We start from the raw sequence: 25,389 nt of genomic DNA on the forward strand, positions 1-25,389 counted from the left end.
CGGGGCGGCGGACATGGCGCGGCACAGTGGTGGACGGGGCTGGTACGGCAAGGTGGTCGGGGCGGCGCTCGGGGTGACGGTGCTCGCCGTCGGCGCCTCGGTGTGGACCGCGCAGGCCCAGTCCGTCGGCGCCGGTGCGACGCCGAAGGCGGCCGCGCCGGCCGCACCGGGCCAGGAAGCCGGGCCGGTCGACGTCGGCATCGCGCACGCCTCGGACGCGGGGCCGCGCGGCGTCAACATCACCGTCGACGACGGCCCCGACCCCACGTGGACGCCGCACGTACTGGACCTGCTCGACCAGTACGGGGTGAAGGCCACCTTCTGCATGACGGGTCTTCAGGCCCAGGCCCATCCGGACCTCGTGAAGGACGTCGTCGCGGCCGGGCACCGGCTCTGCGACCACTCGGTGTCGCACGACACCACCATGGACAAGAAGTCCGAGGCCTACCAGGCCAAGGAGATCCTCGACGCCGAGCGCATGATCACGCAGGCGTCCGGCGGCGTCCGGCCGATGTACTACCGGGCGCCCGGCGGCGCCTTCACCCCCTACAGCCGCAAACTCGCCGCGTCCCGCGGCATGCGTCCGCTGGGCTGGAACGTGGACACCAAGGACTTCGAGCGGCCGGGCACGGACGCCATCGTCGCCACCGTCCAGCGGGAGTTGCCGAACGGGCCGACGATCCTCTTCCACGACGCCGGAGGCGACCGCACCCAGACCGTCGAAGCGCTGCGGCGCGTCCTGCCCCGGCTCCGGGAGCAGGGGTACGACTTCGGGTTCCCGGTGCGCTGAGCGCGGCCGCCGCTCAGACCGCCGGGGCCGAGGCCGGCTCCGGGGTCGCGGGTACGACCGGACGGCGGCGGGCCGGGACGCCGAGGGTCGGGTTGGCCACGCCCCACGCCGCCGACTTGCACACGAGTTCCTTGTAGAGGGCGGCGAGCCGCCCGGTCAGGGCCGCGCGCACGGCACGGTCGTCGGCGGTGACGTACTGGATCAGGCCCTGCCTGCGGCCCAGGGAGACGCACTGGTTGAAGTAGCGCGGGGTCGTCTGCGGGAGCTTCCGGCCGGTCAGGCGGGCCGCGACGGCGTCGGCGGCCTGCCAGGCGCTGGGGACGCCCGAGGCGCACGACATCCGCAGGGGCTTGCCGCCGGGGCCCGCCGCCAGGGCCGCGTCGCCGACGGCGTACACGTCCGGGTGGGACACCGAGCGCATGGTCCCGTCGACCACGATCCGGCCCGTGTCGGTGACCTCCAGCGTGGTGGCCCGCGCCAGGGGGTGGACGGCGAAGCCGGTGGTCCACACCGTGACGTCGGCCGGGACGCGCGTCCCGTCGGCGGTGACGACGTGGTCCGCGGCGACCTCGGTGACCTTGGCGTTCTCGTGCACCGTGACGCCCAGGGCACCGAAGACCTTGCGCAGGTGACGGCGGCCCCTCGGGGAAAGCCAGTCGCCGAGCCCGGCACCGGCGGTGAGCGCGACGTCGAGGTCCGGGCGGGCCTCGGCGATCTCGGACGCCGCCTCCAGGCCGGTGAGCCCGCCGCCGACCACCACCACGGGCCGGCCGGCCTCCAGCCCGGCCAGGCGGGCACGCAGCCGGAGCGCTCCGGGCCGGCCGGCGATCTCGTGCGCGTGCTCCGCGGCACCCGGCACGTCCTGGTGGTTCCAGGTACTGCCGAGGGCGTAGACGAGGGTGTCGTAGGCCAGTTCCCCGGGGCCGTCGGGGCCGCTGACCGCGACGGTCCTGCGGTCGACGTCGACACCGGTGACCGTCGCGACGCGCAGGTCGACGCCGGTGCCCGCGAACATCTCGTCCAGCGGCCGGGGCGCGAGGTCCTGGCCGACCGCGAGCTGGTGCATCCGGACGCGTTCGACGAAGTGGGGCTCGGCGTTGACGAGGGTGATGGCCGCGTCCTCGCGGCGCAGTCGCCGGGCGAGCCGCCCGGCGGCGACGGCTCCGGCGTATCCGGCGCCCAGGACGACGATGCGGTGTCGCGTGGCGTGCTGCATGACGTGCTCCCTTGTCTCCGGCCGCTGCGGCTCTCCAGCGGGACTCGCCCCTTGAACCGGGCAGCCCGCCGATTCCTGACAGGAGCGGGGAGTGACGTACGTCACCTGCCGAACCGGACGGCGTCCGCGAGCCGACGGCAGGAGACGTCGGCAGGTGTCAGAAGGCCGTGAACAGGGGTTCTCCGTGGTCGGTAGCCGCCCACCGCCGCGTGGCGCGGTCGAGCTTGTCGGGGTTGACCTGGTTGCGGAAGGCCGCGATCCCCTCCGGCGTGACCTCCAGGCACATGATCCCGACGACCCGGCCGCGTACGACGGCCACCACGGCGGGGTCGCCGTTGGCGACCGCCGGGTAGATCTCCGCGCTGCCGCCGACCAGGTCGCGCTTGGCCTTGCCGGGCTTGAACAGACCCCGCATGAACGTCGCCACGGCTCGGGCGCCCTCGAAGGCCTTGGCGCGGGCCGGGACCTTCCCGCCTCCGTCACCGATCGCCACGGCGTCCTGGGTGAGGAGACGGACCAGCGGTTCGGTCCGGCCGCTGGTGGCCGCAGCGAGGAACTCGTCGACGATCCGCCGGGCCGCGGCCTCGTCGATCTCCGTGCGGGCCCTGCCCTGCGCGACGTGCTTCCGGGCGCGGTGCAGGGTCTGCTGGCTGGCGTCCTCGGTGACGTCGAGGATCTCCGCGATCTCCCGGTGCGTGTACTGGAACGCCTCGCGCAGGACGTACACCGCCCGCTCGCCCGGTGAGAGCCGCTCCAGCAGCGCGAGGACCGCGAAGGAGACCGACTCGCGCTGTTCGGCCGTCTCCGCCGGGCCGAGCATCGGGTCGCCGGCGAACAGCGGTTCGGGCAGCCACTGGCCCACGTAGGTCTCACGCCGTGCGCGGGCCGAGGTGAGCTGGTTGAGGCAGAGGTTGGTGAGGACCTTCGTCAGCCAGGCCTCGGGGACCTCGACGCGTTCGACGTCGGCCGCCTGCCAGCGCAGGAAGGTCTCCTGCACGGCGTCCTCGGCCTCGCTCGCGGAGCCGAGGAGGCGGTAGGCGATGGCCTCCAGACGGTGCCTGGAGGCCTCGAACCGCTCGACGTCGCTCACGGTCAGGGGCATGGCCCGGATTGTAGTCGCGCGCGGCCCGCGTCCCGGGGCACGGCGGCTCCGGGACGGCGCCTCAGTGAGCGGCCGTCCCTCCCTTCAAGTCCTCGAGCGCGATGTTCAGTTCGAGCACGTTGACCCGGGGTTCGCCGATGAAGCCGAGGGTGCGGGGGATGGTGTGCGTGTCGACGAGCCGCTGGACGCGTGCGACGGGCAGGCCGTTGCGCTCGGCCACCCGGCGCACCTGGAGGTCCGCGTACTCGGGGGAGATGTGCGGGTCCAGGCCGGAGCCGGAGGAGGTGACGGCGTCCGCGGGCACGTCCTCGGGCCGCACGGGGTGGCCGGGCACGGAGTTGTCCTTCACCACGGCGGCCTTGGCGTCCTTCACCCACTGGAGGAGTTCCGGGTTGTCGGCGGCGCGGTTGGTGGCTCCGGAAAGGATGAGGTCGTACCGGGTGTTGACGGTGTTGGTGCCGAGGCCGTTCTGAGGACGCCCCTGGAACCACCTCAGGTCCGGCTCCGGCGTCTCCTGTCCGTCCTTGAGCGGCAGGTCGTACGCCTGGCCGATGAGCGACGAGCCGACGACCCTGCCGTCGCCCGCCGTGACCTCCGATCCGTTCGCCTTGCCGGGGAACAGCCCCTGCGCGACCCCCGTGACGACGAGCGGGTAGACGATGCCGGTGACCACGGTCAGGACGAGCAGCGCGCGCAGGCCTGCCCCGAACAGCCGGGCGGCGTTGGTGAGGGAAGTGTTCATGTCGGTCAGCCGATCCCGGGGACGAGCGAGACGATCAGGTCGATGAGCTTGATGCCGAGGAACGGGGCGATCAGACCGCCCAGTCCGTAGACGGCGAGGTTGCGGCGCAGCAGCCGGTCGGCGCTCATGGGCCGGTACCGCACGCCCCTGAGCGCGAGTGGGACCAGCACGACGATGATGAGCGCGTTGAAGATCACCGCGGACAGGATCGCCGAGGACGGGGAGGACAGCCCCATGATGTTGAGCCTGTCCAGGCCGGGATGGACGGCCGCGAAGAGCGCCGGGATGATCGCGAAGTACTTGGCGACGTCGTTGGCGATGGAGAACGTCGTGAGCGCCCCGCGGGTGATCAGCAGCTGCTTGCCGATCTCGACGATCTCGATGAGCTTGGTCGGGTCGGAGTCGAGGTCGACCATGTTGCCGGCCTCCTTGGCGGCCGACGTGCCGGTGTTCATCGCCACGCCGACGTCCGCCTGGGCCAGCGCCGGGGCGTCGTTGGTGCCGTCGCCGGTCATCGCGACCAGCTTGCCGCCGGCCTGCTCCCGTTTGATGAGCGCCATCTTGTCCTCGGGTGTGGCCTCCGCGAGGAAGTCGTCGACGCCCGCCTCGTCGGCGATGGCCTTGGCCGTCAGCGGGTTGTCGCCCGTGATCATGACGGTCCTGATGCCCATCCGCCGCAACTGCGCGAACCGCTCCCGCATGCCGTGCTTGACGACGTCCTTGAGATGGACCACGCCGAGGATCCGGGCACCGCGCCCGTCCTCCACCGCGACCAGCAGCGGCGTGCCGCCGGCCTCGGAGATGCCCCGTACGGCCGCTTCCGCGTCCCCGGCGACCTTGCCGCCCCGCTCCTCGACCCAGGCGACGACGGAACCGGCCGCGCCCTTGCGGACCTTGCGGCCGCCGACGTCCACGCCGGACATGCGGGTCTGCGCGGTGAACGCGACCCACTCGGCGCCGACGAGTTCGCCCTGGTGCCGTACGCGCAGGCCGTACTTCTCCTTGGCGAGGACGACGATCGAGCGGCCCTCGGGTGTCTCGTCGGCGAGTGAGGAGAGCTGGGCGGCGTCGGCGACCTCGGCCTCGGTGGTGCCGCGCACCGGCACGAACGCGGCCGCCTGCCGGTTGCCCAGCGTGATCGTGCCGGTCTTGTCGAGGAGCAGCGTGGAGACGTCGCCGGCGGCCTCGACGGCGCGGCCCGACTTGGCCAGTACGTTGCGCTGCACCAGGCGGTCCATGCCGGCGATGCCGATCGCGGAGAGCAGGGCGCCGATCGTGGTCGGGATGAGGCAGACCAGGAGGGCCACCAGCACGACCATGCTCAGGCGGACGCCGGCGTAGTCGGCGAACGGCGGGAGGGTGGCGCAGGCCAGCAGGAAGGCGACGGTCAGCGAGGCCAGCAGGATGTTCAGCGCGATCTCGTTCGGCGTCTTCTGCCGTGCCGCCCCCTCGACCAGGCCGATCATCCGGTCGATGAAGGTCTCGCCCGGCCTGGTGGTGATCCGTACGACGATGCGGTCGGAGAGCACCCTGGTCCCGCCGGTGACGGCGCTGCGGTCGCCGCCGGACTCGCGGATGACGGGCGCCGACTCCCCGGTGATCGCCGACTCGTCGACCGAGGCGACGCCCTCGACGACGTCGCCGTCGCCGGGGATGACGTCCCCGGCCTCGCAGACGACCAGGTCGCCGACGGCGAGTTCGGTGCCGGGGACGGTGGTGCCGTCGACGCGGCGGGCGACCGTGTCGGTCCTGGCCCGGCGCAGGGTGTCGGCCTGGGCCTTGCCCCGGCCCTCGGCGACCGCCTCCGCCAGGTTGGCGAAGAGCACGGTCAGCCACAGCCAGACGCTGATCGTCCAGCCGAACCCGTCACCCGGGTCGGTCAGGGAGAAGGCCGTGGTCAGGACGGAGCCGACGAGGACGACGAACAGGACGGGCGACTTCACCATCACCCGCGGGTCGAGCTTGCGCAGCGCGTCGGGCAGCGACGCGATGAGCTGCTTCGGGTCGAAGAGGGTGTTCCGTGTCTCGGTGCTCATGCCAGCCCCTCGGCGAGCGGGCCCAGGGCGAGGGCCGGGAAGTAGGTCAGGCCGGTGATGATCAGGACGGCCCCCACCAGCAGGCCGCTGAACAGCGGCTTCTCGGTGCGCAGGGTGCCCGCGGTGGCCGGTACCGGCTGCTGCCCGGCGAGCGAGCCCGCGAGGGCCAGGACGAACACCATCGGCAGGAACCGGCCGAGCAGCATGGCGAGGCCGAGGGTGGTGTTGAACCACTGGGTGTCGGCGTTCAGGCCCGCGAAGGCCGAGCCGTTGTTGTTCGCGGCGGAGGTGTAGGCGTAAAGGATCTCGGAGAAGCCGTGCGCCCCGGTGTTGGTCATCGAGTCGCCCGGGGTGGGCAGGGCCATCGCCGCGGCGGTGAGGACCAGCACCAGGGCCGGGGTGATCAGGATGTAGCAGGCGGCGTACTTGATCTCGCGGGTGCCGATCTTCCGGCCCAGGTACTCGGGCGTACGGCCGACCATCAGTCCGGCGACGAAGACGGCGACGACCGCCATGACCAGCATGCCGTAGAGGCCGGACCCGACCCCGCCGGGCGCGATCTCGCCCAGCATCATGCCGAGCAGGGTGATGCCGCCGCCGAGTCCGGTGTAGGAGGAGTGGAAGGAGTCCACGGCACCGGTGGAGGTCAGGGTGGTCGACACCGCGAAGAGCGACGAGCCGCCGATGCCGAAGCGGAGCTCCTTGCCCTCCGTCGCGCCCCCGGCCGCCTGCAGCGCCGGGCCGTGGTGGGCGAACTCGGTCCACATCATCAGGGCGACGAAGGAGACCCAGATGGCGGCCATCGCGCCGAGGATCGCGTAGCCCTGGCGCGGCGAGCCGGTCATGACGCCGAAGGTCCGGGTCAGGGAGACCGGGATGAGGAGGATCAGGAAGATCTCGAACAGGTTGGTGAACGGCGTCGGGTTCTCGAAGGGGTGGGCGGAGTTGGCGTTGAAGTAACCGCCGCCGTTGGTGCCCAGCTCCTTGATGACCTCCTGCGAGGCGACCGCTCCCCCGTTCCACTGCTGCGGACCGCCCAGGAACTGACCCACCTCGTGGATGCCGGAGAAGTTCTGGACGACCCCGCAGGCCACCAGGATCACCGCGCCGACCACGGCGACGGGCACCAGGACGCGGACGACACCGCGGACCAGGTCGGCCCAGAAGTTGCCGAGTTCACCGGTGCGGGACCGTGCGAAGCCTCGTACGAGGGCGACGGCCACGGCGATGCCGACGGCCGCCGAGACGAAGTTCTGCACGGCCAGACCGGCGGTCTGCACGACGTGGCCCATGGCCTGCTCGCCGTAGTACGACTGCCAGTTGGTGTTGGACACGAAGGACGCGGCGGTGTTGAACGCCTGGTCCGGGTCGATGGAGGCGAAGCCGAGCGAGCCGGGCAGGACGCCCTGGAGCCGCTGGAGCAGGTAGAGGAAGAGGACACCGGCGAGGGAGAAGGCGAGCACGCCGCGCAGGTAGGCGGGCCAGCGCATCCCCGTGTCCGGGTCGGCACCGATGCCCTTGTAGATCCACTTCTCGATCCGCAGGTGCCGGGGCGAGGAGTAGACCCCGGCCAGGTAGGTGCCGAGGGGTATGTGGGCGAGGGCCAGCGCGGCGACGAGCGCGAGCAGCTGGAGCACGCCGGAGAGTACGGGGCTCATGCGGCGCTCAGAACCTCTCCGGGTGGATCAGGGCGAGGACGAGGTAGCCGAGCAGGGCGACGGCCACGATCAGGCCGACGATGTTCTCGGCGGTCACAGCTTCGTCACCCCCTTGGCGACGAGGGCCACGAGCGCGAACACCGCGAGCGTGGTGACGACGAAGGCCACGTCGGCCATCGCGAGCTCCTAGTGAGGTGCGGAAGAGAAGCTGACAGGGAGATGAGAGCCCCCTTCCGACCGTTTTCCGCCGCCGTTGATGGCTTCCATACGGCGGCGCGCTCGCCCTTGACACCTCTCTGACGACGCACGGCGCCACCCGACGGGGTGTCGGGCGGCGCCGCTCACAGGGGTGGTGCTGCGGCCCGCGCTGCTTCGCGCCGCGGGTGAAGGCGCTACGGGAGTGCCGGTCGGCTACTCCGGGAGCCCGTGGGCCGCCACGCGATTCACCGTTCCCCCGGCCAGGCGGTAGGACAGGCCGACGACCGCGCACCGGCCGGCGGCCACCTCGTCCGCCAGCAGGGCCGAGCGTCCCACCAGGCCGTCCACGCTGCGGCGGATGTGCTCGTCCACGAACCGGTCGATCCCGTCGTCGCCCTGGGCGCGTGCCGCGAGCACGCTGGGGATCACCCGTTCCACGACGTCCCCGATGTAGCCGGCCGGCGCCGTACCGCCGAGCACGGCCTCGGCGGCCGCGGTGACCGCGCCGCAGGAGTCGTGCCCGAGCACCACCACGAGCGGCGCGCCCAGCACCTTGACGCCGTACTCGACGCTGCCCAGCGCCTCCGCGCCCGCCACGTGGCCGGCCGTCCGTACCACGAACAGGTCGCCGAGACCCCGGTCGAAGATGATCTCGGCCGCCAGCCGCGAGTCCGAGCACCCGAAGAGCACCGCGAACGGATGCTGACGCGGGGCCAGCTCCGACCGGCGGTCGGCGTCCTGGTTGGGGTGGAGACGGTCACCGCTCACGAAACGGGCGTTGCCCTGCAACAGGGCCGCGTAGGCCTCGGCGGGGGAGGAAGGGCTCAGATCAGGCATGGGAGCAAGGTACTGGCCCGCCCCCGGAAGGGTGTGCAGGCGGGTACAGTGGAAAGACATGCAGAGTTCTGCAATTCATCAATTGCCTGGATTCCTACTTCCCCCACGAGCGGACGAGAGGTGATCGGGATGCCGGTTCCGCCGTCGGGCGGCGGGGCACGCGACGACCGCGGCACCTCCGAGCGCCGGTTCGAGCGCGGTGTCGCCCTGCGGGCGGGCTTCTACGTCTTCGGCACGCATCTCCTCGCCGGCTTCATCTGGCTGCTCTTCTACGTGGGGGAGCACGCCCACAAGTGACCGGGCGCCGCGCCGCTACGCCGGTGGCGGTTCCGGCTCGGGCTGTCCGGCCCGGAGGTCCGCGAGCAGTTCGGCCTGCCCGGCGAGCACACCGGAGAGGATGCCGCGCGCGACCCTGAGCAACTCGGCGATCTGGGGGCTGGTCAGGGAGTAGTAGACGTTCGATCCCTCTTTGCGGGACACCACGAGGTTCGCCCGGCGCAACACCGCGAGCTGCTGGGAGAGGTGGGCCGGCTCGATCCCCACCTCGGGCAGCATCTCCGCCACCGCGTGCTCCCGCTCGCTCAGCAGCTCCAGGACGCGGATGCGCGCCGGGTGGCCGAGCGTCTTGAAGAACTCGGCCTTCAACTGGTACAGCGGCGTGCTCATCGTGCCCTCAGCTTTCTCGCACCGCGGCGGCCCGCCCCGGCCGCCCCGCCCTGGGCGCGTGGCGCCCGTCCCGTCCTCATCAGCATGCCGCCCATCCTCGCCCGAGCCACCCGTCAGGCCGAATCCGCCGGGACGAACTCCGTCCCGCCCGGCCGGTGCCGCGTTACTCCGACCGGCTGCGGACGGACGGCGACCGCCCGCCCGCCGGGACACAGTGGGTGCAAGGCGATCCGCACGGCGGGAAACGAGGCACGCGCGATGGCGGAGGAACGGCAGCGCTCACCGGACGGGGCGACCTCGGCCGACGAGAGCTCCGCGGCCGGCTCGGACGAACCGTACGCCTCACTCCTCGACCTGCCGCTCAGCTCCGACCTGAACCGGATCGGCGAGCAGCTGCACGCCCTGGCCCGCGCCCAGGGGACCCTGCAGGGGCTGCTCCAGGCCGTGGTGAACATCACCAGCGAGCTGGAGCTGCCCGCGGTGCTGCGCCGCATCGTGCGCACGGCCATGGACCTGGTCGGCGCCCGCTACGGGGCCATGGGCGTCCTCGACCAGGACGGCAGGCTCCTGGAGGAGTTCATCCCCCTGGGGCTCAGCGCCAAGGAGCTGGCCGACCTGGAGGGCGTGGAGCTGCCGAGGGGCCGGGGACTGCTCGGGCACCTGATCCACCACCCCGAGCCGCTGCGGGTCAAGGACATCTCGCGCCACCCGGAGTCGGCGGGTTTCCCGCCCGGACATCCACCGATGCGCAGCCTGCTCGGGGTGGCGATCAGCGTGCGCGGCCGGATCTACGGCAACCTCTACCTCTCCGAACGCAAGGACGGCCAGCCCTTCGACCGGCACGACGAGGGCGTGATCCGCGCGCTGGCCGGAACGGCGGGCGTCGCGATCGAGAACGCCCGCCTCTACCAGCAGGTCCAGCACAGCAGCGAGCAGTTCCAGCGACTGCTGCTGCCCCGCCTGCCCGACCTGCGGCCCTTCACCGCGGGCGCGGCCTACCGCCCGGCGAGCCCGCCGGCGGCCGTGGGCGGCGACTGGTACGACGCCATGCTGCTGCCCGACGGAGCCTGCGCGGCGGTGATCGGCGACGTGGTGGGACACGACCTGCGGGCCGCGGCCGACATGTCGCAGATCCGCAACATGCTGCGCGCTCTGTACTACGACCCGAGCGCCGCGCCCAGCACCTCCCTCGCCCGGCTCGACCGGATCATGAACGCCGCCCTGGACGAGGCCCCCGTCGCGACGGCGCTGCTCGCGCGGCTGGAGCCCGCCGACGGCGCGTGGCAGCTGCGGTGGTCCAGCGCGGGGCACCCGCCGCCGCTCGTGCTGCTGCCCGACGGGCGGGTGCACTACCTGGACGTGGAGCCCGGGCTCCCCCTCGGGGTGGCGCCCGAGCTGCCGCGGCCCGACCACTGCCGGCCGCTGCCCGTGGACAGCACCGTCGTCCTGTTCACCGACGGCCTCGTGGAGGTCCCCGGCCAGCCGCTGGACCGGGGCCTGGACGCCCTGGCCGTGACCGCCTCCCGGCTGGTGGGACTCGCGCCCGACGAGCTGTGCCGTGCCCTGGTCACCCACCGGCCCGGCGACGGACACGACGACAAGGCCGTCCTCGCCCTGCGCACTCCGCCCCTGACGAGCTACGGCTCCTCCTGAATGCGGCCGGTGCCTACGTCACAGGGGGAGGGTGACCCAGATGCTCTTGCCCCGGCCGTCGTCGTCGCCCCGGACCACCGCGGTGCCGCCCAGCTCGCCGGTGAGCTCCATGACGGTCGCCAGGCCCCCTCGCCGGCGGCCACCCGTTCCCGCGCCGTTCAGCCGGGGCCGGTGGGGGTGGCGGTCGTGCACGGCGAAGGCCAGGCAGTCGTCGCCGACCGCGTACGTGACGGTCACCTGCTCGCTGAGCGGCGACGCGTGGCGGACGCTGTTGGTGACCAGCTCGCTGAGGATCAGCAGGGCGGGTGCCACGGCGGGGTGCCCGGGGTTCACGCCCCACTCGGCGAGCGCCTGCTCGGCGGTTTCCCGGGCCACCCGGACCGCCGGGGGCGTCGCCGGCAGGGTGAGCACGTGCCGGTGGGGCAGGTGGCGGAGCAGGGGGCTCATCGCGTCTCCACATGAGAAACCGGGTCCGCGGCTACCTGCGGACCCGGACTCCCAGCATCCAACGACTTGCCAACTTTCGCAATTCAGCAGACCTGCGGCACTCGGGCCGTCTCAGGCAGTCCGAGACCGCCTCGGGCCGTCTCAGGCCGCCTCGAGCCGCGGTTCCGGTCGCGTCGGCGCCGCCGCGGCCGCCGGTTCCCACTCCTTCGCGGTCCGTACGTAGCCGTGGACCACCGAGGCCATCGACAGCAGCAGGAGCGGCCCGAAGACCCACGGGTGCCGGGCCATCTCCAGCGGTATGAAGCGCGTGGCCGTCAGGATCGCGGCGAACACCAGCACCCCGTGGGCGACCAGCACGGTCCCCGACCGGTCCCAGCCGCGGTCCAGGGCGCGCAGCCCCGCCTCCACGGTGACCGCGAACACCACACCGGCGACGAGGTCGATGGCGTAGTGGTAACCGAATCCCAGCGTGGCGGTGAGCGTGGCGACCAGCCAGAAAGCCCCCGCCCAGCGCAGGACGCGCGGCCCCTTCCGGGAGTGGATGAAGATCACGACGGCCCACGCCGTGTGCAGGCTGGGCATGCAGTTGCGGGGGGTGACCCCGTCGTACGTGAACGGGTGCGGCGCGCCGATCGGCGGCAGCGTGTGCGGCCACAGGTTGGCGATCGCCCACTCCTCGCCGCCGGTGCCGAAGGCGCCGGTGCCGTAGGCGAAGACCGGGCCGACCACCGGGAAGATCATGTAGATGCCGGGTCCGAGCAGGCCTACCAGCAGGAAGGTGCGGACCAGGTGGTGGCGCGGGAAGCGGCGCTCGGCGCGCACCTTGCGCAGCTGGTACAGGGCGACGACGGCCGCGGCCACCGCGAGTTGGGCGTAGACCCAGTCCAGCAGGTGCTCACCGACCGGGCCGGTGGCCTCGACGGCCCGGCCCATCAGCCAGGACGGGTTGCCCAGCGCGTGGTCGGCGGTCGCCACATAGGGGTCGAGGACGTCCGGGCGGGTCTTGGAGGTGATCAGCAGCCAGGCGTCGCCGGTCTTGCGGCCGGCCACCAGCAGGAGGCCGAGCCCGACGCCCTTCAGCAGGAGGATCCGTTCCGGGCCGGTGCGCCGCGTCACGGCGACGACCCCGCAGCCCAGGACCGCCCACAGCGCGCCGTTGCCGAAGGTGTGGGTGCCGGACGCGGGGGCGTCCGCCGCCCACCGCACCAGCGCGACGACGAGATCGATGCCGACCGCGGCGGCCGCCGCGACGAACCGTTCCCGCCAGGTCAGGACCACCATCGTGAGCGCCAGACCGGCGTAGAGCAGGGGCCCCGACGCGGGGGCGAACACCAACTCCCTGGCCTGGTTGGTCATCGGCCCCGGCAGGCCGTAGCGGCGCGCGGCGATCTCCAGGGCGATGAGGAACGCGAGGGTCGCCGCACCCGCCACGGCCCAGAGTCTCGCCCGCGTCCCGCCCCTGGGTATTCGCGGAGTTTCCCGTGATGACATGCACAGGAAACTAGCCCATCAGTGGCTGGGCTCCGGCTGCCAGGCGAAGCCGTCCGGGTCGGCGAACGGACGGCTGCCGCCGGAGACGACGAGACGGTGGGAGCCGGTTCCCTCGGCGGCCACGCCCGCCACCTTGGCGAGCGCACGGCGCTTGTAGAGGGAGAGCTTGACGGTGCCCGGGCCGGCGGCGAACTCGACGTACTTCCCGCCGAAGCTCTTGCCCACGGTCAGGCCCTGCTCGACGTAGAACCGCTTGGTGGCCTTGACGTCCTCGACGCCCAGGAGGAGCACGATCTCGTCCACGTCGCGGGTGACCGGGGCGGTGTCCTTCTTCGCCGAGGTCGCGATCTGCCAGACCGTGCCGTCCGGCGCCTGCACGACGCCGCCGTAGCCCCACAGCGACTTCGCGGCGGGCTTGAGGACGGTGGCGCCGGCGTCCACCGCGGCGGTGAAGAGCGCGTCGACGTTGCCGGGCTGGGCCACCACCAGGGACAGCGTGAAACCGCGGAAGCCGGTCGTCGGGCTGTCGGAGGCGCTCAGGCGCACCCGCGACTCGTCGAGTCCGAACGCGTCGGAGTAGAAGCGGGCGGCGGCCTCGGGGTCGGCCACTTCGAGGGTGATGGCGTCGATGGAGTTCATGTCCTCGAAGGTAGGTGCGGCCGCTCCCGCGGTGCTTCTCGAAAACTGACGGACCGCCCCGCCGAAACCCCCTCCCGCGGGGCGGACCCGGGCCGGCGGCGGGGCCCCGCGGGACACCGCCGCCCCCGGCGTCAGGCGAAGAGGTTGTAGTCCCGGCGCTCCGTGAAGAACCAGGAGACCTCGGCACGGCCCGCGAACGGCGTCCGCCAGGCGCCCGTGCTCTTGTACAGGTAGGGGTCCTGGTCGTTCGGCCGTACGTCGGTGGCGTACAGGTCGGCCCGGCCGTCGCGGTCGGCGTCGCCGATGCCCACCAGGTGCTCGTAGGTGTTCCAGCCGCCGCCGATCCGGGTCCGGGGTGCGAAGCGGCCGTCGCCGTAGCCGAGGTAGAGCCACAGCACTCCGGAGCGGTCGCGGGCGACGAGGTCACCGGCCGGGGCCCCGGCGATGTCTCCGGTCGCCGTGATCTGGTCGTACGCGCCCCAGCCGCCGGTGCCGATCTTCACGCGCTCGGCGAAGGGGGACCGCCAGTTCCCGGTGCCCTTGTACAGCCACAGGGCGCCCGAGGTGTCGGTGGCGACCAGGTCCGCCCGGCCGTCGCCGTTCAGGTCGCTGCCGCCGGTGATCTGCCGGTAGACGTTCCAGCCCCCGCCGATCCGGCTGCGGGAGGTGAACGGGGAGTCGGCGTCCCCCTTGCCGAGGTACAGCCAGAGCACGCCCGAGCGGTCCCGGGCCACCAGGTCGCTCACCGGGGCGCCGCCGAGGTCGCCGGCGCCCTCGATCCGGTCGTAGACGTTCCAGCCGCCGCCGACGAGCTGCTCCGGGTTCTGGACGTAGGCGTACTGCTCGCGGGAGTCGAAGGTGTCGTTCAGCAACAGCCGGCCGCCGGTGTCCCGCGCGAGGACGTCGGGGGCGCCGTCCCCGTCGTAGTCGTGCAGGCCGGGGTCGCGGGCGACCGTGAAGGTGCCCGAGGAGACCAGTTCCGGGCCGATGCCGTTGAGCGGCCTGGCCTCGATGCGCCAGGTGTACGGGCCGGCGCCGGCGGCGGAGTACATGCCGCGGGTACCGTTCCACTCCACGTCGCCGTCCCAGTCGAAGCGGACGCGGTGCGGGTCGCCGTATCCGGACGACAGGGGGTACACGTCGGCCCGCTTCACCTCCCCTGTGCGGGTGTTGCGCAGCGTGATGTCCATCGCCACGTTGACCCGGGACAGGCGCCACTCCAGGCGGAACCGGCCCTTGTTCCGGTCGAGGTCGACCACGTCGGGAATGTCGTCCCCGAGCAGCGTCACCCTCGTCGGCTCGCCGCTGCTCGCCACCCGGGTGGCGACCGGCGCCCCGTCCGCGCCGGGGGCGACCCGGTACAGACCCTCGCCGTTGGCCACCGTGCCGCCGCTGACGTAGAGGGTGCCGTCGGGTGCCGTGGCCGTCTGCCGCGTGTGGTCGAGGACCTCGCGGGTGGCGCTCGAGGTGAGGTGACGGGCCGTCAGGGCGTACAGCGGGTCCGGGTCCTGGGCCGTCAGCTCGCTGCTCACGCCGTACGTCACCCAGTCGCCCACGAGGCCGACCCGCACGTCGCCGGACACCCGCCCGATCGCGTAGCGCCGGTCGAACCCGGTGCCGCGCGGGGTGACGACCACGTGGCTCTCGCCCTGGGCGTCCGTCTCGGCCCAGGCCACGTGCGTCTCGGAGAGGGTGACCGAGGCGGGATCGGAGGCCGCGTTGTGACGCCGCAGGACGGCGCCGTCGGCCAGGTCGACCAGCGCCCACTGCCAGGTGTCCGCCGTCTGGTAGGTCAGTACGGCGCGGTCGGGGGTGCCCGCGACGAGGTGCGGGTTGACCGCGTCCCGCGGCAGACCGGTCACCGGGCGCCCGGCCGGTGCGCCGTCCACCACGTCGACGAGGTGGACGTCCTGGCCTCCGGCGTCGTTCGCGGTGCCGACGACGAGGGTGGTGCCGACCGCGCCGAGGGACTGGCCCGAGCGCCCGAAGTCGTCCGGGTCCACGACCATCACGGCCTGCTTCGTCCGCATGTCGCGCAGCTCGACGCGGCCGTCGGACAGGAGGAGCACCACCGCGTCCGACGCCTGGGCGCCCAGGGCGACCCAGGCGGACCGGCCCTCCATCGGGTCGGTGGTCGAACCGTCGGCGAAGCTGGTCCACAGAACGTCTCCGGCACCGCCCTCGCCCCAGGTCAGGAACCCGGTCGAGCCGACGCCCGCCAACTGGCTCCGGCCGGCCGGATACGGCACCGCCGCCTGCTGGGTGCCGTCGGACCCCGTCGCGGCGAGGCTCGTCGAGGCGGACGCGGACAAGGGCGCGGAGGCCGGCGCGGAGGCGCGTGCGGACGCCGGGGCGGCCACGGCCTGGCCGCCGGCCGACACGGTGGCCAGCACGGCGGCGATCGCCACGGTCAGGCGCAGCCGGGAAACACGAGAACGGTGCAACGTACGGTCCCTCCCCAGTGGATGACCGCGGCGGAGGACGGACGCACACGGCCGGATGCACGCGGGCGACCGGATGGGACCCCCCTCAACCGGTACGTCGCCTCACGCGAAGATCCGCTGGAGGATAGCAGCGCGCTTTCCGGAGGTCACCGGTGTTCCCGCCCGGCGTCCGGCGCCCGCTCCCCGCCGGCGCCGGTCCACGCGTCCGGTCGCGGGGCGAGTACGGCGCGGACCACCTCGGCGGACGAGGCCATGACGTCGGCCGCGAAACGGCGCCGCCCGACACCGAGCCGGCGCAGCCCCGCGCCGTGGTCCACGGCGACGACCACGGTGGCGGCGAGCAGGAGCAGTTGCCACAGGGCCAGCACGGGGCGGCGCGTCACGGCGGGGAGCCCGGCCAGCGAGTCGTGCAGCCGCTCGCAGTGGAAGGGGACGTGGCGCCGCTCGTCGGCCAGGATGCGGCCCGCCACCTCCGCGGTCAGCGCGTCGTCGGTGCCGTCCCTGAGGGCCCGGTAGTACCGCAGCGCCACGACCTCGGCGATCATCAGCACCAGCAGTTCGGTGCGCAGGCCCAGCAGCCGCCGCAGCCGTACGAAGACGGTGTCGCTCCAGTGGCCGCGCAGCGTCGGCCTGCCGCCCGCGGCCAGCAGCCGGGCGAGGAGCCGGGCGTGGTTCTGCTCCTCGGCGACGAAGAGCCGCACCGCCCGTGCGTAGTCGGCGTCGCCCGCCTCCTCGGCCTTGGCGACGAGGTTCGCGCCGTCCCCGTCCTCGCCGACCTGGAAGCGCTGGATGCCCGCCCACACCGCCCGGTGCAGCACGGCGCCCCGCGCCCAGTCCGGGTCGCCCTGCGCCCGTCTGCGCTCGCGCTCGTCCTCGAAGTGCCGTGTCCACTCGGCGAACCCGTCCGTACCCACTCCCCGCCCCCACTCCGGGACACGGCCGCCGTGCCCCGGAAGGGGACGACGCGCTGGGACGCCGGACCGTTCCCCCCGGCCACCCGGCCGCTCGGCCACCGGGGCGATGGGGCGCCGGGGCCGCCACCCGCCCGCAGCGACGTGTCTTTTGTCTCGGTACGCGGGCTTCCGCGCCCCGTACCGCCGATATCCGCCCGGCCGACGGCGGAAATCTGCCGTCGTCCGGGGAATATTCCCGCAACGGCCGTCCGGGCCGGGATTTTCGCCGGCACCCGGTCGATCACGGCGTGCTACTGTCGAGGGAAGTTGCAGTTGTGGTTGCCTGAAGGTTTTTTCCGACGGGGTGATCATCACGGCGACCGGAGTGCACACAGGGTGAACTCCGAGCACCGTCCCGAAGGAGAAAAACATGGCTTCCGGCACCGTGAAGTGGTTCAACGCCGAAAAGGGCTTCGGCTTCATCGAGCAGGACGGCGGCGGCCCCGACGTCTTCGCCCACTACTCGAACATCAACGCCCAGGGCTTCCGCGAGCTGCTCGAGGGTCAGAAGGTGACCTTCGACATCGCGCAGGGCCAGAAGGGCCCGACGGCCGAGAACATCACCCCGGCCTGACGCTCTCGCACACTCCGCAGCTGGGGCCCGCACCTTGGGGTGCGGGCCCCAGCTCGCCGCGTTTCCGGGCGTACGACGCCCCGCGGGGAGCACGGATTCCGCCCCGCGCATTCGTTTTCATCGCGATCACCGTATTCACCAATTCTCCCGGTCCCCCCGGCCTGCCGCGCCGAAATCGACCGGGCCGGCTCGTTCTTGCGATTCCCTGCGCCGCTCGTCCGCTGCGGGTCTCCCTTGATACGTGCCGTATCGAGGAAGGTTCCCCATGAACCGCGCACGCACCAACGACCGCCGACGCTCCGGCGACGGCCCCCGGCGCTCCCGTTCCGCGGGCCGCCCGCAGAACTCCGGCCGCCGCCCCGCCGCCGCGCCCCAGGGCGGCGAGTTCGCCCTGCCCAAGACGATCACCCCGGCACTGCCCGCCGTCGAGACGTTCGCCGAACTCGACCTGCCGGCCCGCATGCTGTCCGCGCTCGGCGACCAGGGCGTCACCGTGCCGTTCCCGATCCAGGCGGCGACCCTGCCGAACTCCCTGGCCGGACGGGACGTGCTCGGCCGCGGCCGTACCGGCTCGGGCAAGACGCTCGCCTTCGGTCTGGCCCTGCTGGCCCGCACGGCCGGCAAGCGCGCCGAGCCGCGGCGCCCGCTCGCCCTGGTCCTCGTCCCCACCCGTGAGCTGGCCCAGCAGGTCACCGACGCGCTCACGCCGTACGCCCGCGCCGTGGGCCTGCGGTCGGCCACCGTGGTCGGCGGCATGTCGATCGGCCGGCAGGCCGGGGCGCTGCGCTCCGGCGCGGAGGTCGTCGTCGCGACGCCCGGACGGCTCAAGGACCTCATCGACCGCGGCGACTGCGCCCTCGGGGACGTCACGATCACGGTCCTCGACGAGGCCGACCAGATGACCGACATGGGCTTCATGCCGCAGGTCACCGCGCTGCTCGACCAGGTCGCGCCGGACGGGCAGCGGATGCTGTTCTCGGCCACCCTGGACCGCAACGTCGACAAGCTGGTCCGCCGCTACCTGACCGACCCCGTGGTGCACTCCGTCGACCCGTCGGCCGGTGCCGTCACCACGATGGAGCACCACGTGCTGCACGTGCAGGACGAGGACAAGCAGCGCACCACCGTCGAGATCGCGGCGCGCGACGGCCGGGTCATCATGTTCCTCGACACCAAGCACCGGGTGGACCGGCTGGTGAAGCAGCTGCTGAAGAGCGGCGTGCGCGCCGCCGGGCTGCACGGCGGCAAGTCCCAGCCGCAGCGCACCCGGACCCTCGCCCAGTTCAAGGACGGGCAGGTGACGGCGCTGGTGGCGACCAACGTCGCGGCCCGCGGCATCCACGTGGACAACCTCGACCTGGTCGTCAACGTGGACCCGCCCGGCGACCACAAGGACTACCTGCACCGGGGCGGCCGTACGGCCCGGGCCGGCGAGTCCGGCAGCGTCGTCACGCTGGTGACGCCGGACCAGCGGCGCGAGATGACCCGCCTGATGTCCCTGGCCGGCATCACGCCCCAGGTCACCCCGGTCCGCGCGGGCGAGGCGGAGCTGGCACGCATCACCGGTGCGCAGGCCCCCTCCGGAGTCCCCGTCGTCATCGCCGCGCCGGTGGTGGAGCGCCCCCGCCGCACCGCCTCCGGCTCCTCGTCCCGCGGCCGCCGCGGCCGCTCCTCGGGGCGCGGCGGCGGGCAGGGTGCAGGCGCTTCCGGCACGTCGAACCGCACGGGCGCCGCCCAGTCCCGCACCGGCCAGGGCCGGCCCGCCGGCGACACCCCGCGCCGCAGGCCCCGCCGCCAGTCCGCGGGCGGTGCGACGGGGTCGGCCGGTACGGCGGCCTAGGACCACCCCCGGCACATCCCCGGGGACGGACCGCGTCCGTCCCCTCCCCTTGTGGAGGCAATATGCGCTGTGTCATCGCCCGGTACCCGTTCGACCTCACCAAGGGCGGGGTGGTGGACTCGATGAAGGGCGTCACGCCCGAGCCCGTCACCGGTGAGTCCGTGACGATCGGCCGCCGCCGCTACCCCGTCAAGCAGGTGGGCGAGGTCGTCACCCGGCAGGACCGCCGCGACTTCTCCGGCGGCGAGGTGATCCGGGCGATGACCCGCCTCGGCTTCACCTGCCATCCCGCTCCGGGCGCCGAGCCCGCGCCGCCGGCGCCCGCCGCCACAGCGGTCGAGACGGCGTCCGCGCTGCTCGGCGGCACCACCGCGACGCCTCGGGAACTCTGAGCTCAGGCCAGCCCGGTGGCCCGGCCCCCGTCGTCCCAGCGGACCTCCAGCACGCGCCGGACGGCCGCACGGTCGACGGGGCCGAACACGTGCGGGAAGAGCGTGCCCTCGGCGACACCGGGCGGCGGCACCGGGTCGGCCGCCTCCCACACGCACCGCGCGGTGAGCCGGTCCTCGTCCAGGAGCAGCGCCACCAGCGGCCGGGGCGCGTCGCGGTAGTACGCGTTGACGACGGCGAGGGTGGTCTCCTCGTCGGGCGAGCAGTGGACGAAGCCGTCGTCCGTCAGGGATGCGGGCGCGTACGGGCGGCCGGGGTCGGCGTTCCAGTCGGCGAGCGGTGCCACGTGGTAGATCATCGCCCCGTTGTAGCAGCCCTCTCCGTCGCGGCGGCGGTGCCGTCGCGCTCCCCGGAGCCGGGGGCCGAGGGTGTGGGCCTCACGTCGCCGGGTGCCCTCGACGGCAGCTGCCGGACGGGCCGGTCGCTCGGTTCGGCCGACGGCGCGGAGGCGGGAGGCGCGGAGGGCGACGGCGTGGCGGCGGTCGTTCGGGGCGCCTCGGTCGGCAGCGCGGGGCCCGGGCCGGGCGTGCGGGTGGCGTCGCGGGTCGGGGCCGGGCTCGGTGAGGCCTCCGGCGCGGGACCCGCCGGGGCCGGGGCCAGCGGTGGCGCCGGGCTCGCGGGCGGGGCGGGGGACGTCCACTGCAGCGGCAGCGCGATCAGGGCGGCGGCGGCAGCGGTCGCCGCGGCACCGGCCGCGGCACGCAGCAGGCGCCGGCGGGACGCCGTCCGGCGGATCGCCTCGTAGCGGCCCGGGGGCGGGCCCAGGAAGTCGGCGCCCGGACGCAGCAGCACCAGCAGCGGATCGTCGCCGTCCGGTCCGAACCCCGGCTCGTCCCGGTCGTCCGGCCCGTCCGGTCCGTCCTCAAGGCGTGTGGTCAAGGCTTCTCCTCAGGTGGACGCGGAGCAGTTCGCGGGCCGCGTGCAGATCGGCCTTGACGGTTCCCTCCTTGCGCCCGGTCGCCGCGGACACCTCCCGGATCGGCATGTCGGCGTAGTAGTGGAGCAGGATCGGCACGCGCAACCGCTCCGGCAGGGACTGTACGAGCAGCCGCACCGAGGGGTCGGCCTGTTCCGGGTGCGGGCGCACCGCGACCTCCGCGGTGACCCGGCGCACCGCCCGGCGCTCGCGCTCCAGTTTGCGCCAGTGGTCCCTCACGAGGTTGGCGGCGGTGACGTAGAGGAAGCCGCGGGGCTCCTCCACGGACGTCCAGCGGGCCCAGAGCCGGGTGAACGCCTCCGAGGCGATCTCGTGGGCCGTCTCGTCGTCGTCGACGAGACGGCGGCACCAGCCGGCGAGGCGCGGATACAGGGCGGCGAACAGCTCGGACGCCGCCCTGTCACGGGACCGTTTCAACGTTCTCCATGGTCGTGAGGGTAGTGCGGTGCGCGCCCGCGGGCGCTACGCGCCTTTGGTGGCGCTCAGTTCGGCGAAGACGATGACGTTGTCCCGGTACTCCTCGCCGTCGCGCGGGCCGCCGCAGGTGATGAGCCGCAACTCGGGCCCCGCCACGTCCCCGTAGACGTCCTCGGTCGGGAAGTCGGCCTTCGCCACCGTCCGTACGGCCGTGACCGCGAACTGGGCGGCGGTGCCGTTGCGCAGGCGGGCCTCGATCCGGTCGCCGCGGTGCAGCCGCGCGAGGTGCCGGAAGACCCCGTCGCCGTACCGGCCGACCGTGACGTGACCGAGGATGACCGACGGCCCCACCTGGCCCGGGGTCGGCGAGTGCCGGTACCAGCCGGCGCGGTCGTCGTCCGTGACGGGCGGGACCTCCACCGTGCCGTCCGACGCCAGCCCCAGGTCCATCACCGGGGTGTCGAGCCCGAGGGCGGGGATGCGCAGCCCCACCGGGACCGAACGCGCCAGGGGACGCACCGACTTGGCCGGTGCCTGCGCGTGCGGCGCGGTGTTCGCCGCGGTCGCCGAGGGAGCGGCGTCGCCGCCCCCCTGACCCCCGCCGCAGCCGGCGAGCAGCGCGGCCAGGGCGGCGGTCGCGAGGGCGCGGCCGGGGCGCCGGATCATGCGCCGGCCGCCGCCGCCCGTCGACGGCGTACGACGAACAGGACCGCGCCGCCCGCGAGGAGCACCCCGCCGGCACCGGCACCGACGAGCCCCTGGTCGGTGCCCGTCGTGTCCGCGGGCCCCGCCACCCCGGTGTCGGCCGCGCCCTCGGGCACGACGGAGACCTGGCCGTCGGCGGGCGCCCGGGTCGGCGCCTCGGCGGGGACGCTGACGGAGGGCACGGGGGCCGCCTCGGTCGGTGCGGCGGTGGAGCTCGGGGCGCGCTCGGCGGGAACGGAGGGGACCGGGCTGGGGTCGTCGGCGAACGCGGGGGCGGTGCCCGCCAGTACGGCGGTGCAGGCCAGGGCCACGGCACTGAGGATGGTTCGGCGCATCGGGTCGCTCTCTCTCGTCGTCGGCGCGTCGGCGCACCGCGTGGCGGTGCGGGACGGATCGGACGGAGAGACGAGGCGGGGGCCGGACGGGTTGTAAAGGAATGGCAAAGCCGCCTCGCCCGGGCGGGCCCGGCCACCGCCGCCCTTACGAACCCGTGACGTGCCGGCCGGGGCGCCCGGTCGCGCGGTCCCGCGGGCCTAGCGTGGGGCGCATGCGCGTACTGGTCACCGGCAGTGCCGGTTTCATCGGGTCCCACGTCGTCCAGGCCCTGCGGGAGCACGGGCACGAGCCCGTCGGCTACGACGTGCGCGAGGACCCCGGCGCCGACGTGCGCGACCCGGCGGCCCTCGCGCGGGCGCTGGACGGCGTGGACGCCGTGTGCCACCAGGCGGCGATGGTCGGTCTCGGCAACGGCTTCGCCGACGCGGCCGAGTACGTCTCCCGCAACGACCTCGGCACCGCCGTGCTGCTCGCCGCGATGGCCGGGGCGGGCGTCCGGCGGCTGGTGCTCGCCGGGTCGATGGTCGTGTACGGGGAGGGGCGCTACGCGTGCCCCCGGCACGGCGTGGTGCGGCCGGGGCCGCGCTCCGTCACCGACCTGGACGCGGGCCGGTTCGAGCCCGCGTGCCCCGAGTGCGGCGCGGACCTGGCACCCGGGCTGGTCGGCGAGGACGCCCCGGCCGACCCGCGCAACGTGTACGCCACGACCAAGCTGGCCCAGGAGCACCTGGCCGCCGCCTGGGCCCGGACGACCGGCGCGAGAGCGGTGTCGCTGCGCTACCACAACGTGTACGGCCCCCTGATGCCCCGCGACACCCCGTACGCCGGAGTCGCCTCCTTCTTCCGTTCCGCGCTGGCCCGCGGCGAGGCCCCGCGCGTCTTCGAGGACGGCCGCCAGCGCCGGGACTTCGTGCACGTGCGGGACGTGGCCGCCGCGAACGTCGCCGCGCTGGAGGCCGCCCGGCCGCCGCAGGGCGCGCTCAGCGCCTACAACACCGGCAGCGGTGAGCCGCACACGGTGGGCGAGATGGCCACCGCCCTGGCCGCCGCCCACGGCGGCCCCGAGCCCGTCGTCACCGGCGAGTACCGCCTCGGCGACGTCCGCCACATCACGGCCGACTCCACCCGCCTGCGGACCGAACTGGGCTGGCGCCCCCGGGTGGGATTCTCGGAGGGCATGCGGGAGTTCGCGCGGGCGGGCCTGCGGGGGGAGTGACCCAACGCGGGGCCGCGCCTTCGGGACCGCACCGTGCCCGGCACCGCGCGCGCCCGTGCGCGTGCCCGTGGGACTGGCGAGCCACGCCGCCGGGATCACGCGGCGCCCGGGTCAGCGGCTCCCCCGGGTCCCGTGCCGGGTCAGGCCTCCGCCAGCGGCAGGGTCACCTCGAAGCGGCAGCCGCCGGGGATGTTGCGGACCGTGGCGCGGCCGCGGTGGGCCTCGACGATGCCGCGGACGATGGCGAGGCCGAGGCCCGCCCCGGCCGGGGGCGTACGGGCGTCGGTGCCGCGCCAGCCGGTGTCGAAGACCCGCGGCAGGTCCTCCTCGGGGATGCCGCCGCAGCCGTCGGTCACGGAGACGACCACACCGTCGGCGGACCGCTCGGCGGCGACCGCGACCGTGCCGTCGGCGGGGGTGCGGCGGATCGCGTTGACCAGCAGATTGCCCAGGACCCGGCTCATCTCCCTGCCGTCCACCTCGACCGGCACGGCCGCCACGGCGTCGCCGACCAGCCGTACGCCCTGCTCGCGCGCGAGCGGGTCCGCGCCCGCGAGGGCGTCGCCGACCAGGTCGTAGAGGGAGATCCGGGCCGGGGTGAGGGCGAGCGTGCCGGCGTGGATGCGGGAGAGTTCGAAGAGGTCGCCGACCATGTCGTTGAGGCGTTCCACCTCGGCGCGGATCTGCCGCAGGTAGCGGTCGGGGTCGGCGGCGACACCGTCCTCCAGTGCCTCGGACATGGCGCGCAGACCGGCCAGCGGGGTACGCAGGTCGTGCGAGATCCAGGCGACCAGTTCGCGCCGGGAGGTCTCCAGGGCCCGCTCCCGCTGCCGGGACTCGGCGAGCCGGGCGCTGGTGGCGGCCAGTTCGCGGCTGAGCGCGTCCAGTTCGGCGGTCGCGGGGGTGGTGGGGGCCGCGTAGCCGCCGTCGTCGCCGAACGACCGCGCCGCGGCGGCCAGTTCGCGGCTGCGGGCGACCACCCAGCGGCCCAGCAGCAGCGCGGTGGCCAGGGAGACGACGGCCGCCATCGCCACGACGGTGGTGACGACGGACAGGTCGTGCGGGGACAGGAACATCGCCCACGCGACGGCCAGCGTGCCCGCGAGCATCGCGAGGACGGCGACCGCCGCCACCACGGCCAGCGACGCCGTCAGCGAGCGCCGCCGGATCAGCCGCAGCACGGCCGCGCCCACCAGGCCGGTGGCGGCGGCGCCGGCGAAGGCGTAGAGGGCGATGAGGAGAGTGGCGTGCACGGTCAGTCCGCCTCCCGGTCCGCGGGGTCGAAGCGGTAGCCCACGCCCCAGACCGTCTGGATCAGCCGGGGCCGGGCCGGGTCGTCCTCGACCTTGCCGCGCAGCCGCCGGACGTGGACGGTCACCGTGGACAGGTCGCCGAAGTCCCAGCCCCACACCTCGCGCATCAGCTCCTCCCGGGAGAACGCCCGACCCGGATGCCGCAGGAAGAAGGCGAGGAGGTCGAACTCGCGCAGGGTCAGCGCCAGTTCGGTGCCGTGCTTGGTGGCCCTGCGGGAGGCCGGGTCGGCGGTGATACCGGCGGCGGACGGCGGGCGCGGCTCCGGGGCCGGCCGGGTGCGGCGCAGCACGGACTCCACCCGCAGCACGAGCTCCCGCGGGCTGAACGGCTTGGTCACGTAGTCGTCCGCGCCGATCTCCAGGCCGAGGATGCGGTCGTCCTCGTCGCCCCGGGCGGTCAGCATGACGACCGGCACGGGCCCCTGGCCACGCAGCCGCCGGCACACCTCCAGGCCGTCCATGCCGGGCAGCATGAGGTCGAGCACCACCAGATCGGGCCGGCGCGCGGCGGCCCGGGCGAGCGCGTCCGCACCGTCCCCGGCCCGCTCGACGCGGAAGCCGGCCCGGTCGAGATACCCGGCGACGACCTCCGCGACGGTGGGATCGTCGTCCACGACGAGAATCCGCGCGGGGGCGGCCGGGGGTGTGGCCGTTCGGGTGGGTCCGGGGGGCTGCTGGTGCATGCTCCCAGCCTCGCACCGCCCTTCCGCCGGCGTCCCCGCCGAGCGG

General features: G+C 73.9%; 27 protein-coding genes. 8 read left to right on the forward strand and 19 right to left on the reverse strand.

Features of this window, described 5'->3' with window-relative positions; all coding sequences use genetic code 11:
• Window positions 1-13: 13 nt before the first annotated feature.
• Entirely contained in the window at window positions 14-790 is a 777-nt protein-coding gene (locus tag NI25_RS18370) for a polysaccharide deacetylase family protein (protein WP_061443476.1), read from the forward strand.
• A 13-nt stretch (window positions 791-803) separates the two neighbouring features.
• Here the strand turns inward: NI25_RS18370 and NI25_RS18375 are convergent, their stop codons facing one another.
• The 7 genes from NI25_RS18375 to NI25_RS18405 form a co-directional block, all read right to left on the reverse strand.
• On the reverse strand, window positions 804-2,006 hold the full coding sequence (locus NI25_RS18375) for an NAD(P)/FAD-dependent oxidoreductase (RefSeq protein ID WP_061443477.1): 1,203 nt from the start codon (window positions 2,004-2,006) through the stop codon (window positions 804-806).
• 157 nt (window positions 2,007-2,163) lie between these two features.
• On the reverse strand, window positions 2,164-3,108 hold the full coding sequence (gene sigJ, locus NI25_RS18380; protein ID WP_061443478.1) for an RNA polymerase sigma factor SigJ: 945 nt from the start codon (window positions 3,106-3,108) through the stop codon (window positions 2,164-2,166).
• A gap of 61 nt (window positions 3,109-3,169) precedes the next feature.
• Window positions 3,170-3,850 carry a potassium-transporting ATPase subunit C gene (locus NI25_RS18385; protein WP_061443479.1) on the reverse strand — a complete coding sequence of 227 codons (681 nt, stop codon included), beginning with the start codon at window positions 3,848-3,850 and terminating at the stop codon, window positions 3,170-3,172.
• Window positions 3,851-3,855: 5 nt separating this feature from the next.
• Entirely contained in the window at window positions 3,856-5,886 is a 2,031-nt protein-coding gene (kdpB, locus tag NI25_RS18390) for a potassium-transporting ATPase subunit KdpB (RefSeq protein WP_061443480.1), read from the reverse strand.
• The gene (gene kdpA / locus NI25_RS18395) at window positions 5,883-7,544 is read right to left on the reverse strand and encodes a potassium-transporting ATPase subunit KdpA (protein ID WP_061443481.1); all 1,662 of its coding nucleotides are present in this window, start codon (window positions 7,542-7,544) and stop codon (window positions 5,883-5,885) included. The genes kdpB and kdpA overlap by 4 nt, the downstream gene beginning before the upstream one ends.
• A gap of 7 nt (window positions 7,545-7,551) precedes the next feature.
• Window positions 7,552-7,641 carry a K(+)-transporting ATPase subunit F gene (gene kdpF / locus NI25_RS18400; protein WP_037922167.1) on the reverse strand — a complete coding sequence of 30 codons (90 nt, stop codon included), beginning with the start codon at window positions 7,639-7,641 and terminating at the stop codon, window positions 7,552-7,554.
• Window positions 7,642-7,955: 314 nt separating this feature from the next.
• Window positions 7,956-8,579 carry a carbonic anhydrase gene (locus tag NI25_RS18405; protein WP_061443482.1) on the reverse strand — a complete coding sequence of 208 codons (624 nt, stop codon included), beginning with the start codon at window positions 8,577-8,579 and terminating at the stop codon, window positions 7,956-7,958.
• 129 nt (window positions 8,580-8,708) lie between these two features.
• Between NI25_RS18405 and NI25_RS39720 the strand changes: the two genes are divergently transcribed.
• The gene (locus NI25_RS39720; protein WP_199560951.1) at window positions 8,709-8,876 is read left to right on the forward strand and encodes a DUF6126 family protein; all 168 of its coding nucleotides are present in this window, start codon (window positions 8,709-8,711) and stop codon (window positions 8,874-8,876) included.
• A 15-nt stretch (window positions 8,877-8,891) separates the two neighbouring features.
• Here NI25_RS39720 and NI25_RS18410 read toward each other — a convergent pair whose 3' ends face one another.
• Window positions 8,892-9,245 carry an ArsR/SmtB family transcription factor gene (locus NI25_RS18410; protein ID WP_061443483.1) on the reverse strand — a complete coding sequence of 118 codons (354 nt, stop codon included), beginning with the start codon at window positions 9,243-9,245 and terminating at the stop codon, window positions 8,892-8,894.
• A 258-nt stretch (window positions 9,246-9,503) separates the two neighbouring features.
• Between NI25_RS18410 and NI25_RS18415 the strand changes: the two genes are divergently transcribed.
• A complete protein-coding gene (locus tag NI25_RS18415) occupies window positions 9,504-10,898 on the forward strand; it encodes a GAF domain-containing SpoIIE family protein phosphatase (protein ID WP_199560959.1) in 1,395 nt (464 codons plus the stop codon).
• Between the two features lie 18 nt (window positions 10,899-10,916).
• Here NI25_RS18415 and NI25_RS18420 read toward each other — a convergent pair whose 3' ends face one another.
• From NI25_RS18420 to NI25_RS18440, 5 genes are all read right to left on the reverse strand, one after another.
• Window positions 10,917-11,345 carry an ATP-binding protein gene (locus tag NI25_RS18420; RefSeq protein WP_061443484.1) on the reverse strand — a complete coding sequence of 143 codons (429 nt, stop codon included), beginning with the start codon at window positions 11,343-11,345 and terminating at the stop codon, window positions 10,917-10,919.
• A 141-nt stretch (window positions 11,346-11,486) separates the two neighbouring features.
• Window positions 11,487-12,776, reverse strand: a complete 1,290-nt coding sequence (locus tag NI25_RS18425; protein WP_061443485.1) for a phosphatase PAP2 family protein — start codon at window positions 12,774-12,776, stop codon at window positions 11,487-11,489.
• Window positions 12,777-12,854: 78 nt separating this feature from the next.
• Window positions 12,855-13,475 carry a VOC family protein gene (locus tag NI25_RS18430; RefSeq protein WP_061443486.1) on the reverse strand — a complete coding sequence of 207 codons (621 nt, stop codon included), beginning with the start codon at window positions 13,473-13,475 and terminating at the stop codon, window positions 12,855-12,857.
• A 131-nt stretch (window positions 13,476-13,606) separates the two neighbouring features.
• The gene (locus tag NI25_RS18435; protein WP_148315136.1) at window positions 13,607-15,919 is read right to left on the reverse strand and encodes an FG-GAP-like repeat-containing protein; all 2,313 of its coding nucleotides are present in this window, start codon (window positions 15,917-15,919) and stop codon (window positions 13,607-13,609) included.
• Window positions 15,920-16,065: 146 nt separating this feature from the next.
• On the reverse strand, window positions 16,066-16,833 hold the full coding sequence (locus tag NI25_RS18440) for a hypothetical protein (RefSeq protein WP_061443488.1): 768 nt from the start codon (window positions 16,831-16,833) through the stop codon (window positions 16,066-16,068).
• 409 nt (window positions 16,834-17,242) lie between these two features.
• On the opposite strand from NI25_RS18440, the gene NI25_RS18445 reads away from it, so the two are divergent.
• From NI25_RS18445 to NI25_RS18455, 3 genes are all read left to right on the forward strand, one after another.
• Complete coding sequence (locus tag NI25_RS18445; protein WP_003975209.1) at window positions 17,243-17,446, forward strand: cold-shock protein; 204 nt, start codon at window positions 17,243-17,245, stop codon at window positions 17,444-17,446.
• 265 nt (window positions 17,447-17,711) lie between these two features.
• Complete coding sequence (locus tag NI25_RS18450; RefSeq protein ID WP_061443489.1) at window positions 17,712-19,286, forward strand: DEAD/DEAH box helicase; 1,575 nt, start codon at window positions 17,712-17,714, stop codon at window positions 19,284-19,286.
• Between the two features lie 62 nt (window positions 19,287-19,348).
• Window positions 19,349-19,678 (forward strand): SCO5918 family protein, encoded by a 330-nt coding sequence (locus NI25_RS18455; RefSeq protein ID WP_061443490.1) that lies wholly within the window; start codon window positions 19,349-19,351, stop codon window positions 19,676-19,678.
• Between the two features lie 2 nt (window positions 19,679-19,680).
• Here the strand turns inward: NI25_RS18455 and NI25_RS18460 are convergent, their stop codons facing one another.
• Window positions 19,681-20,034 (reverse strand): DUF952 domain-containing protein, encoded by a 354-nt coding sequence (locus tag NI25_RS18460; protein WP_061443491.1) that lies wholly within the window; start codon window positions 20,032-20,034, stop codon window positions 19,681-19,683.
• Between the two features lie 72 nt (window positions 20,035-20,106).
• Between NI25_RS18460 and NI25_RS40775 the strand changes: the two genes are divergently transcribed.
• Window positions 20,107-20,481: a hypothetical protein gene (locus NI25_RS40775; RefSeq protein WP_158508449.1), complete on the forward strand. Its 375-nt coding sequence runs from the start codon at window positions 20,107-20,109 to the stop codon at window positions 20,479-20,481.
• Between the two features lie 117 nt (window positions 20,482-20,598).
• On the opposite strand, the gene NI25_RS18470 is transcribed toward NI25_RS40775, so the two are convergent.
• The 3 genes from NI25_RS18470 to NI25_RS18480 are packed head-to-tail and all read right to left on the reverse strand — an operon-like array spanning window position 20,599 to window position 22,130.
• Window positions 20,599-21,090, reverse strand: a complete 492-nt coding sequence (locus NI25_RS18470) for an RNA polymerase sigma factor (protein ID WP_061443493.1) — start codon at window positions 21,088-21,090, stop codon at window positions 20,599-20,601.
• A 45-nt stretch (window positions 21,091-21,135) separates the two neighbouring features.
• Complete coding sequence (locus NI25_RS18475) at window positions 21,136-21,756, reverse strand: class F sortase (protein ID WP_061443494.1); 621 nt, start codon at window positions 21,754-21,756, stop codon at window positions 21,136-21,138.
• Window positions 21,753-22,130, reverse strand: coding sequence for an LPXTG cell wall anchor domain-containing protein (locus NI25_RS18480; RefSeq protein ID WP_061443495.1), 378 nt, complete (start codon window positions 22,128-22,130; stop codon window positions 21,753-21,755). The genes NI25_RS18475 and NI25_RS18480 overlap by 4 nt, the downstream gene beginning before the upstream one ends.
• A 212-nt stretch (window positions 22,131-22,342) precedes the next feature.
• On the opposite strand from NI25_RS18480, the gene NI25_RS18485 reads away from it, so the two are divergent.
• A complete protein-coding gene (locus NI25_RS18485) occupies window positions 22,343-23,347 on the forward strand; it encodes an NAD-dependent epimerase/dehydratase family protein (protein ID WP_061443496.1) in 1,005 nt (334 codons plus the stop codon).
• A gap of 140 nt (window positions 23,348-23,487) precedes the next feature.
• On the opposite strand, the gene NI25_RS18490 is transcribed toward NI25_RS18485, so the two are convergent.
• Together NI25_RS18490 and NI25_RS18495 are read right to left on the reverse strand one after the other, a co-directional pair.
• The gene (locus NI25_RS18490; protein ID WP_061443497.1) at window positions 23,488-24,600 is read right to left on the reverse strand and encodes a sensor histidine kinase; all 1,113 of its coding nucleotides are present in this window, start codon (window positions 24,598-24,600) and stop codon (window positions 23,488-23,490) included.
• A gap of 2 nt (window positions 24,601-24,602) precedes the next feature.
• Complete coding sequence (locus tag NI25_RS18495) at window positions 24,603-25,343, reverse strand: response regulator transcription factor (protein ID WP_061443498.1); 741 nt, start codon at window positions 25,341-25,343, stop codon at window positions 24,603-24,605.
• Between the last annotated feature and the right edge of the window lie 46 nt (window positions 25,344-25,389).

The sequence above is a fragment of the Streptomyces sp. CCM_MD2014 genome, from assembly GCF_000772045.1.
GTDB classification, from domain to species: Bacteria; Actinomycetota; Actinomycetes; order Streptomycetales; family Streptomycetaceae; genus Streptomyces; species Streptomyces salinarius.

Coding starts and splice junctions, on each gene's coding strand:
- NI25_RS18455 (WP_061443490.1), top strand. CDS start 19,349: ATGCGCTGTGTCATCGCCCGGTACCCGTTCGACCTCACCAAGGGCGGG.
- NI25_RS18460 (WP_061443491.1), bottom strand. CDS start 20,034: ATGATCTACCACGTGGCACCGCTCGCCGACTGGAACGCCGACCCCGGC.
- NI25_RS18375 (WP_061443477.1), bottom strand. CDS start 2,006: ATGCAGCACGCCACGCGACACCGCATCGTCGTCCTGGGCGCCGGATAC.
- NI25_RS18405 (WP_061443482.1), bottom strand. CDS start 8,579: ATGCCTGATCTGAGCCCTTCCTCCCCCGCCGAGGCCTACGCGGCCCTG.
- kdpB (WP_061443480.1), bottom strand. CDS start 5,886: ATGAGCACCGAGACACGGAACACCCTCTTCGACCCGAAGCAGCTCATC.
- NI25_RS18370 (WP_061443476.1), top strand. CDS start 14: ATGGCGCGGCACAGTGGTGGACGGGGCTGGTACGGCAAGGTGGTCGGG.
- kdpA (WP_061443481.1), bottom strand. CDS start 7,544: ATGAGCCCCGTACTCTCCGGCGTGCTCCAGCTGCTCGCGCTCGTCGCC.
- NI25_RS18430 (WP_061443486.1), bottom strand. CDS start 13,475: ATGAACTCCATCGACGCCATCACCCTCGAAGTGGCCGACCCCGAGGCC.
- NI25_RS39720 (WP_199560951.1), top strand. CDS start 8,709: ATGCCGGTTCCGCCGTCGGGCGGCGGGGCACGCGACGACCGCGGCACC.
- sigJ (WP_061443478.1), bottom strand. CDS start 3,108: ATGCCCCTGACCGTGAGCGACGTCGAGCGGTTCGAGGCCTCCAGGCAC.
- NI25_RS18445 (WP_003975209.1), top strand. CDS start 17,243: ATGGCTTCCGGCACCGTGAAGTGGTTCAACGCCGAAAAGGGCTTCGGC.
- NI25_RS18480 (WP_061443495.1), bottom strand. CDS start 22,130: ATGCGCCGAACCATCCTCAGTGCCGTGGCCCTGGCCTGCACCGCCGTA.
- NI25_RS18420 (WP_061443484.1), bottom strand. CDS start 11,345: ATGAGCCCCCTGCTCCGCCACCTGCCCCACCGGCACGTGCTCACCCTG.
- NI25_RS18415 (WP_199560959.1), top strand. CDS start 9,504: ATGGCGGAGGAACGGCAGCGCTCACCGGACGGGGCGACCTCGGCCGAC.
- NI25_RS18450 (WP_061443489.1), top strand. CDS start 17,712: ATGAACCGCGCACGCACCAACGACCGCCGACGCTCCGGCGACGGCCCC.
- NI25_RS18410 (WP_061443483.1), bottom strand. CDS start 9,245: ATGAGCACGCCGCTGTACCAGTTGAAGGCCGAGTTCTTCAAGACGCTC.
- NI25_RS18385 (WP_061443479.1), bottom strand. CDS start 3,850: ATGAACACTTCCCTCACCAACGCCGCCCGGCTGTTCGGGGCAGGCCTG.
- NI25_RS18475 (WP_061443494.1), bottom strand. CDS start 21,756: ATGATCCGGCGCCCCGGCCGCGCCCTCGCGACCGCCGCCCTGGCCGCG.
- NI25_RS18485 (WP_061443496.1), top strand. CDS start 22,343: ATGCGCGTACTGGTCACCGGCAGTGCCGGTTTCATCGGGTCCCACGTC.
- NI25_RS18495 (WP_061443498.1), bottom strand. CDS start 25,343: ATGCACCAGCAGCCCCCCGGACCCACCCGAACGGCCACACCCCCGGCC.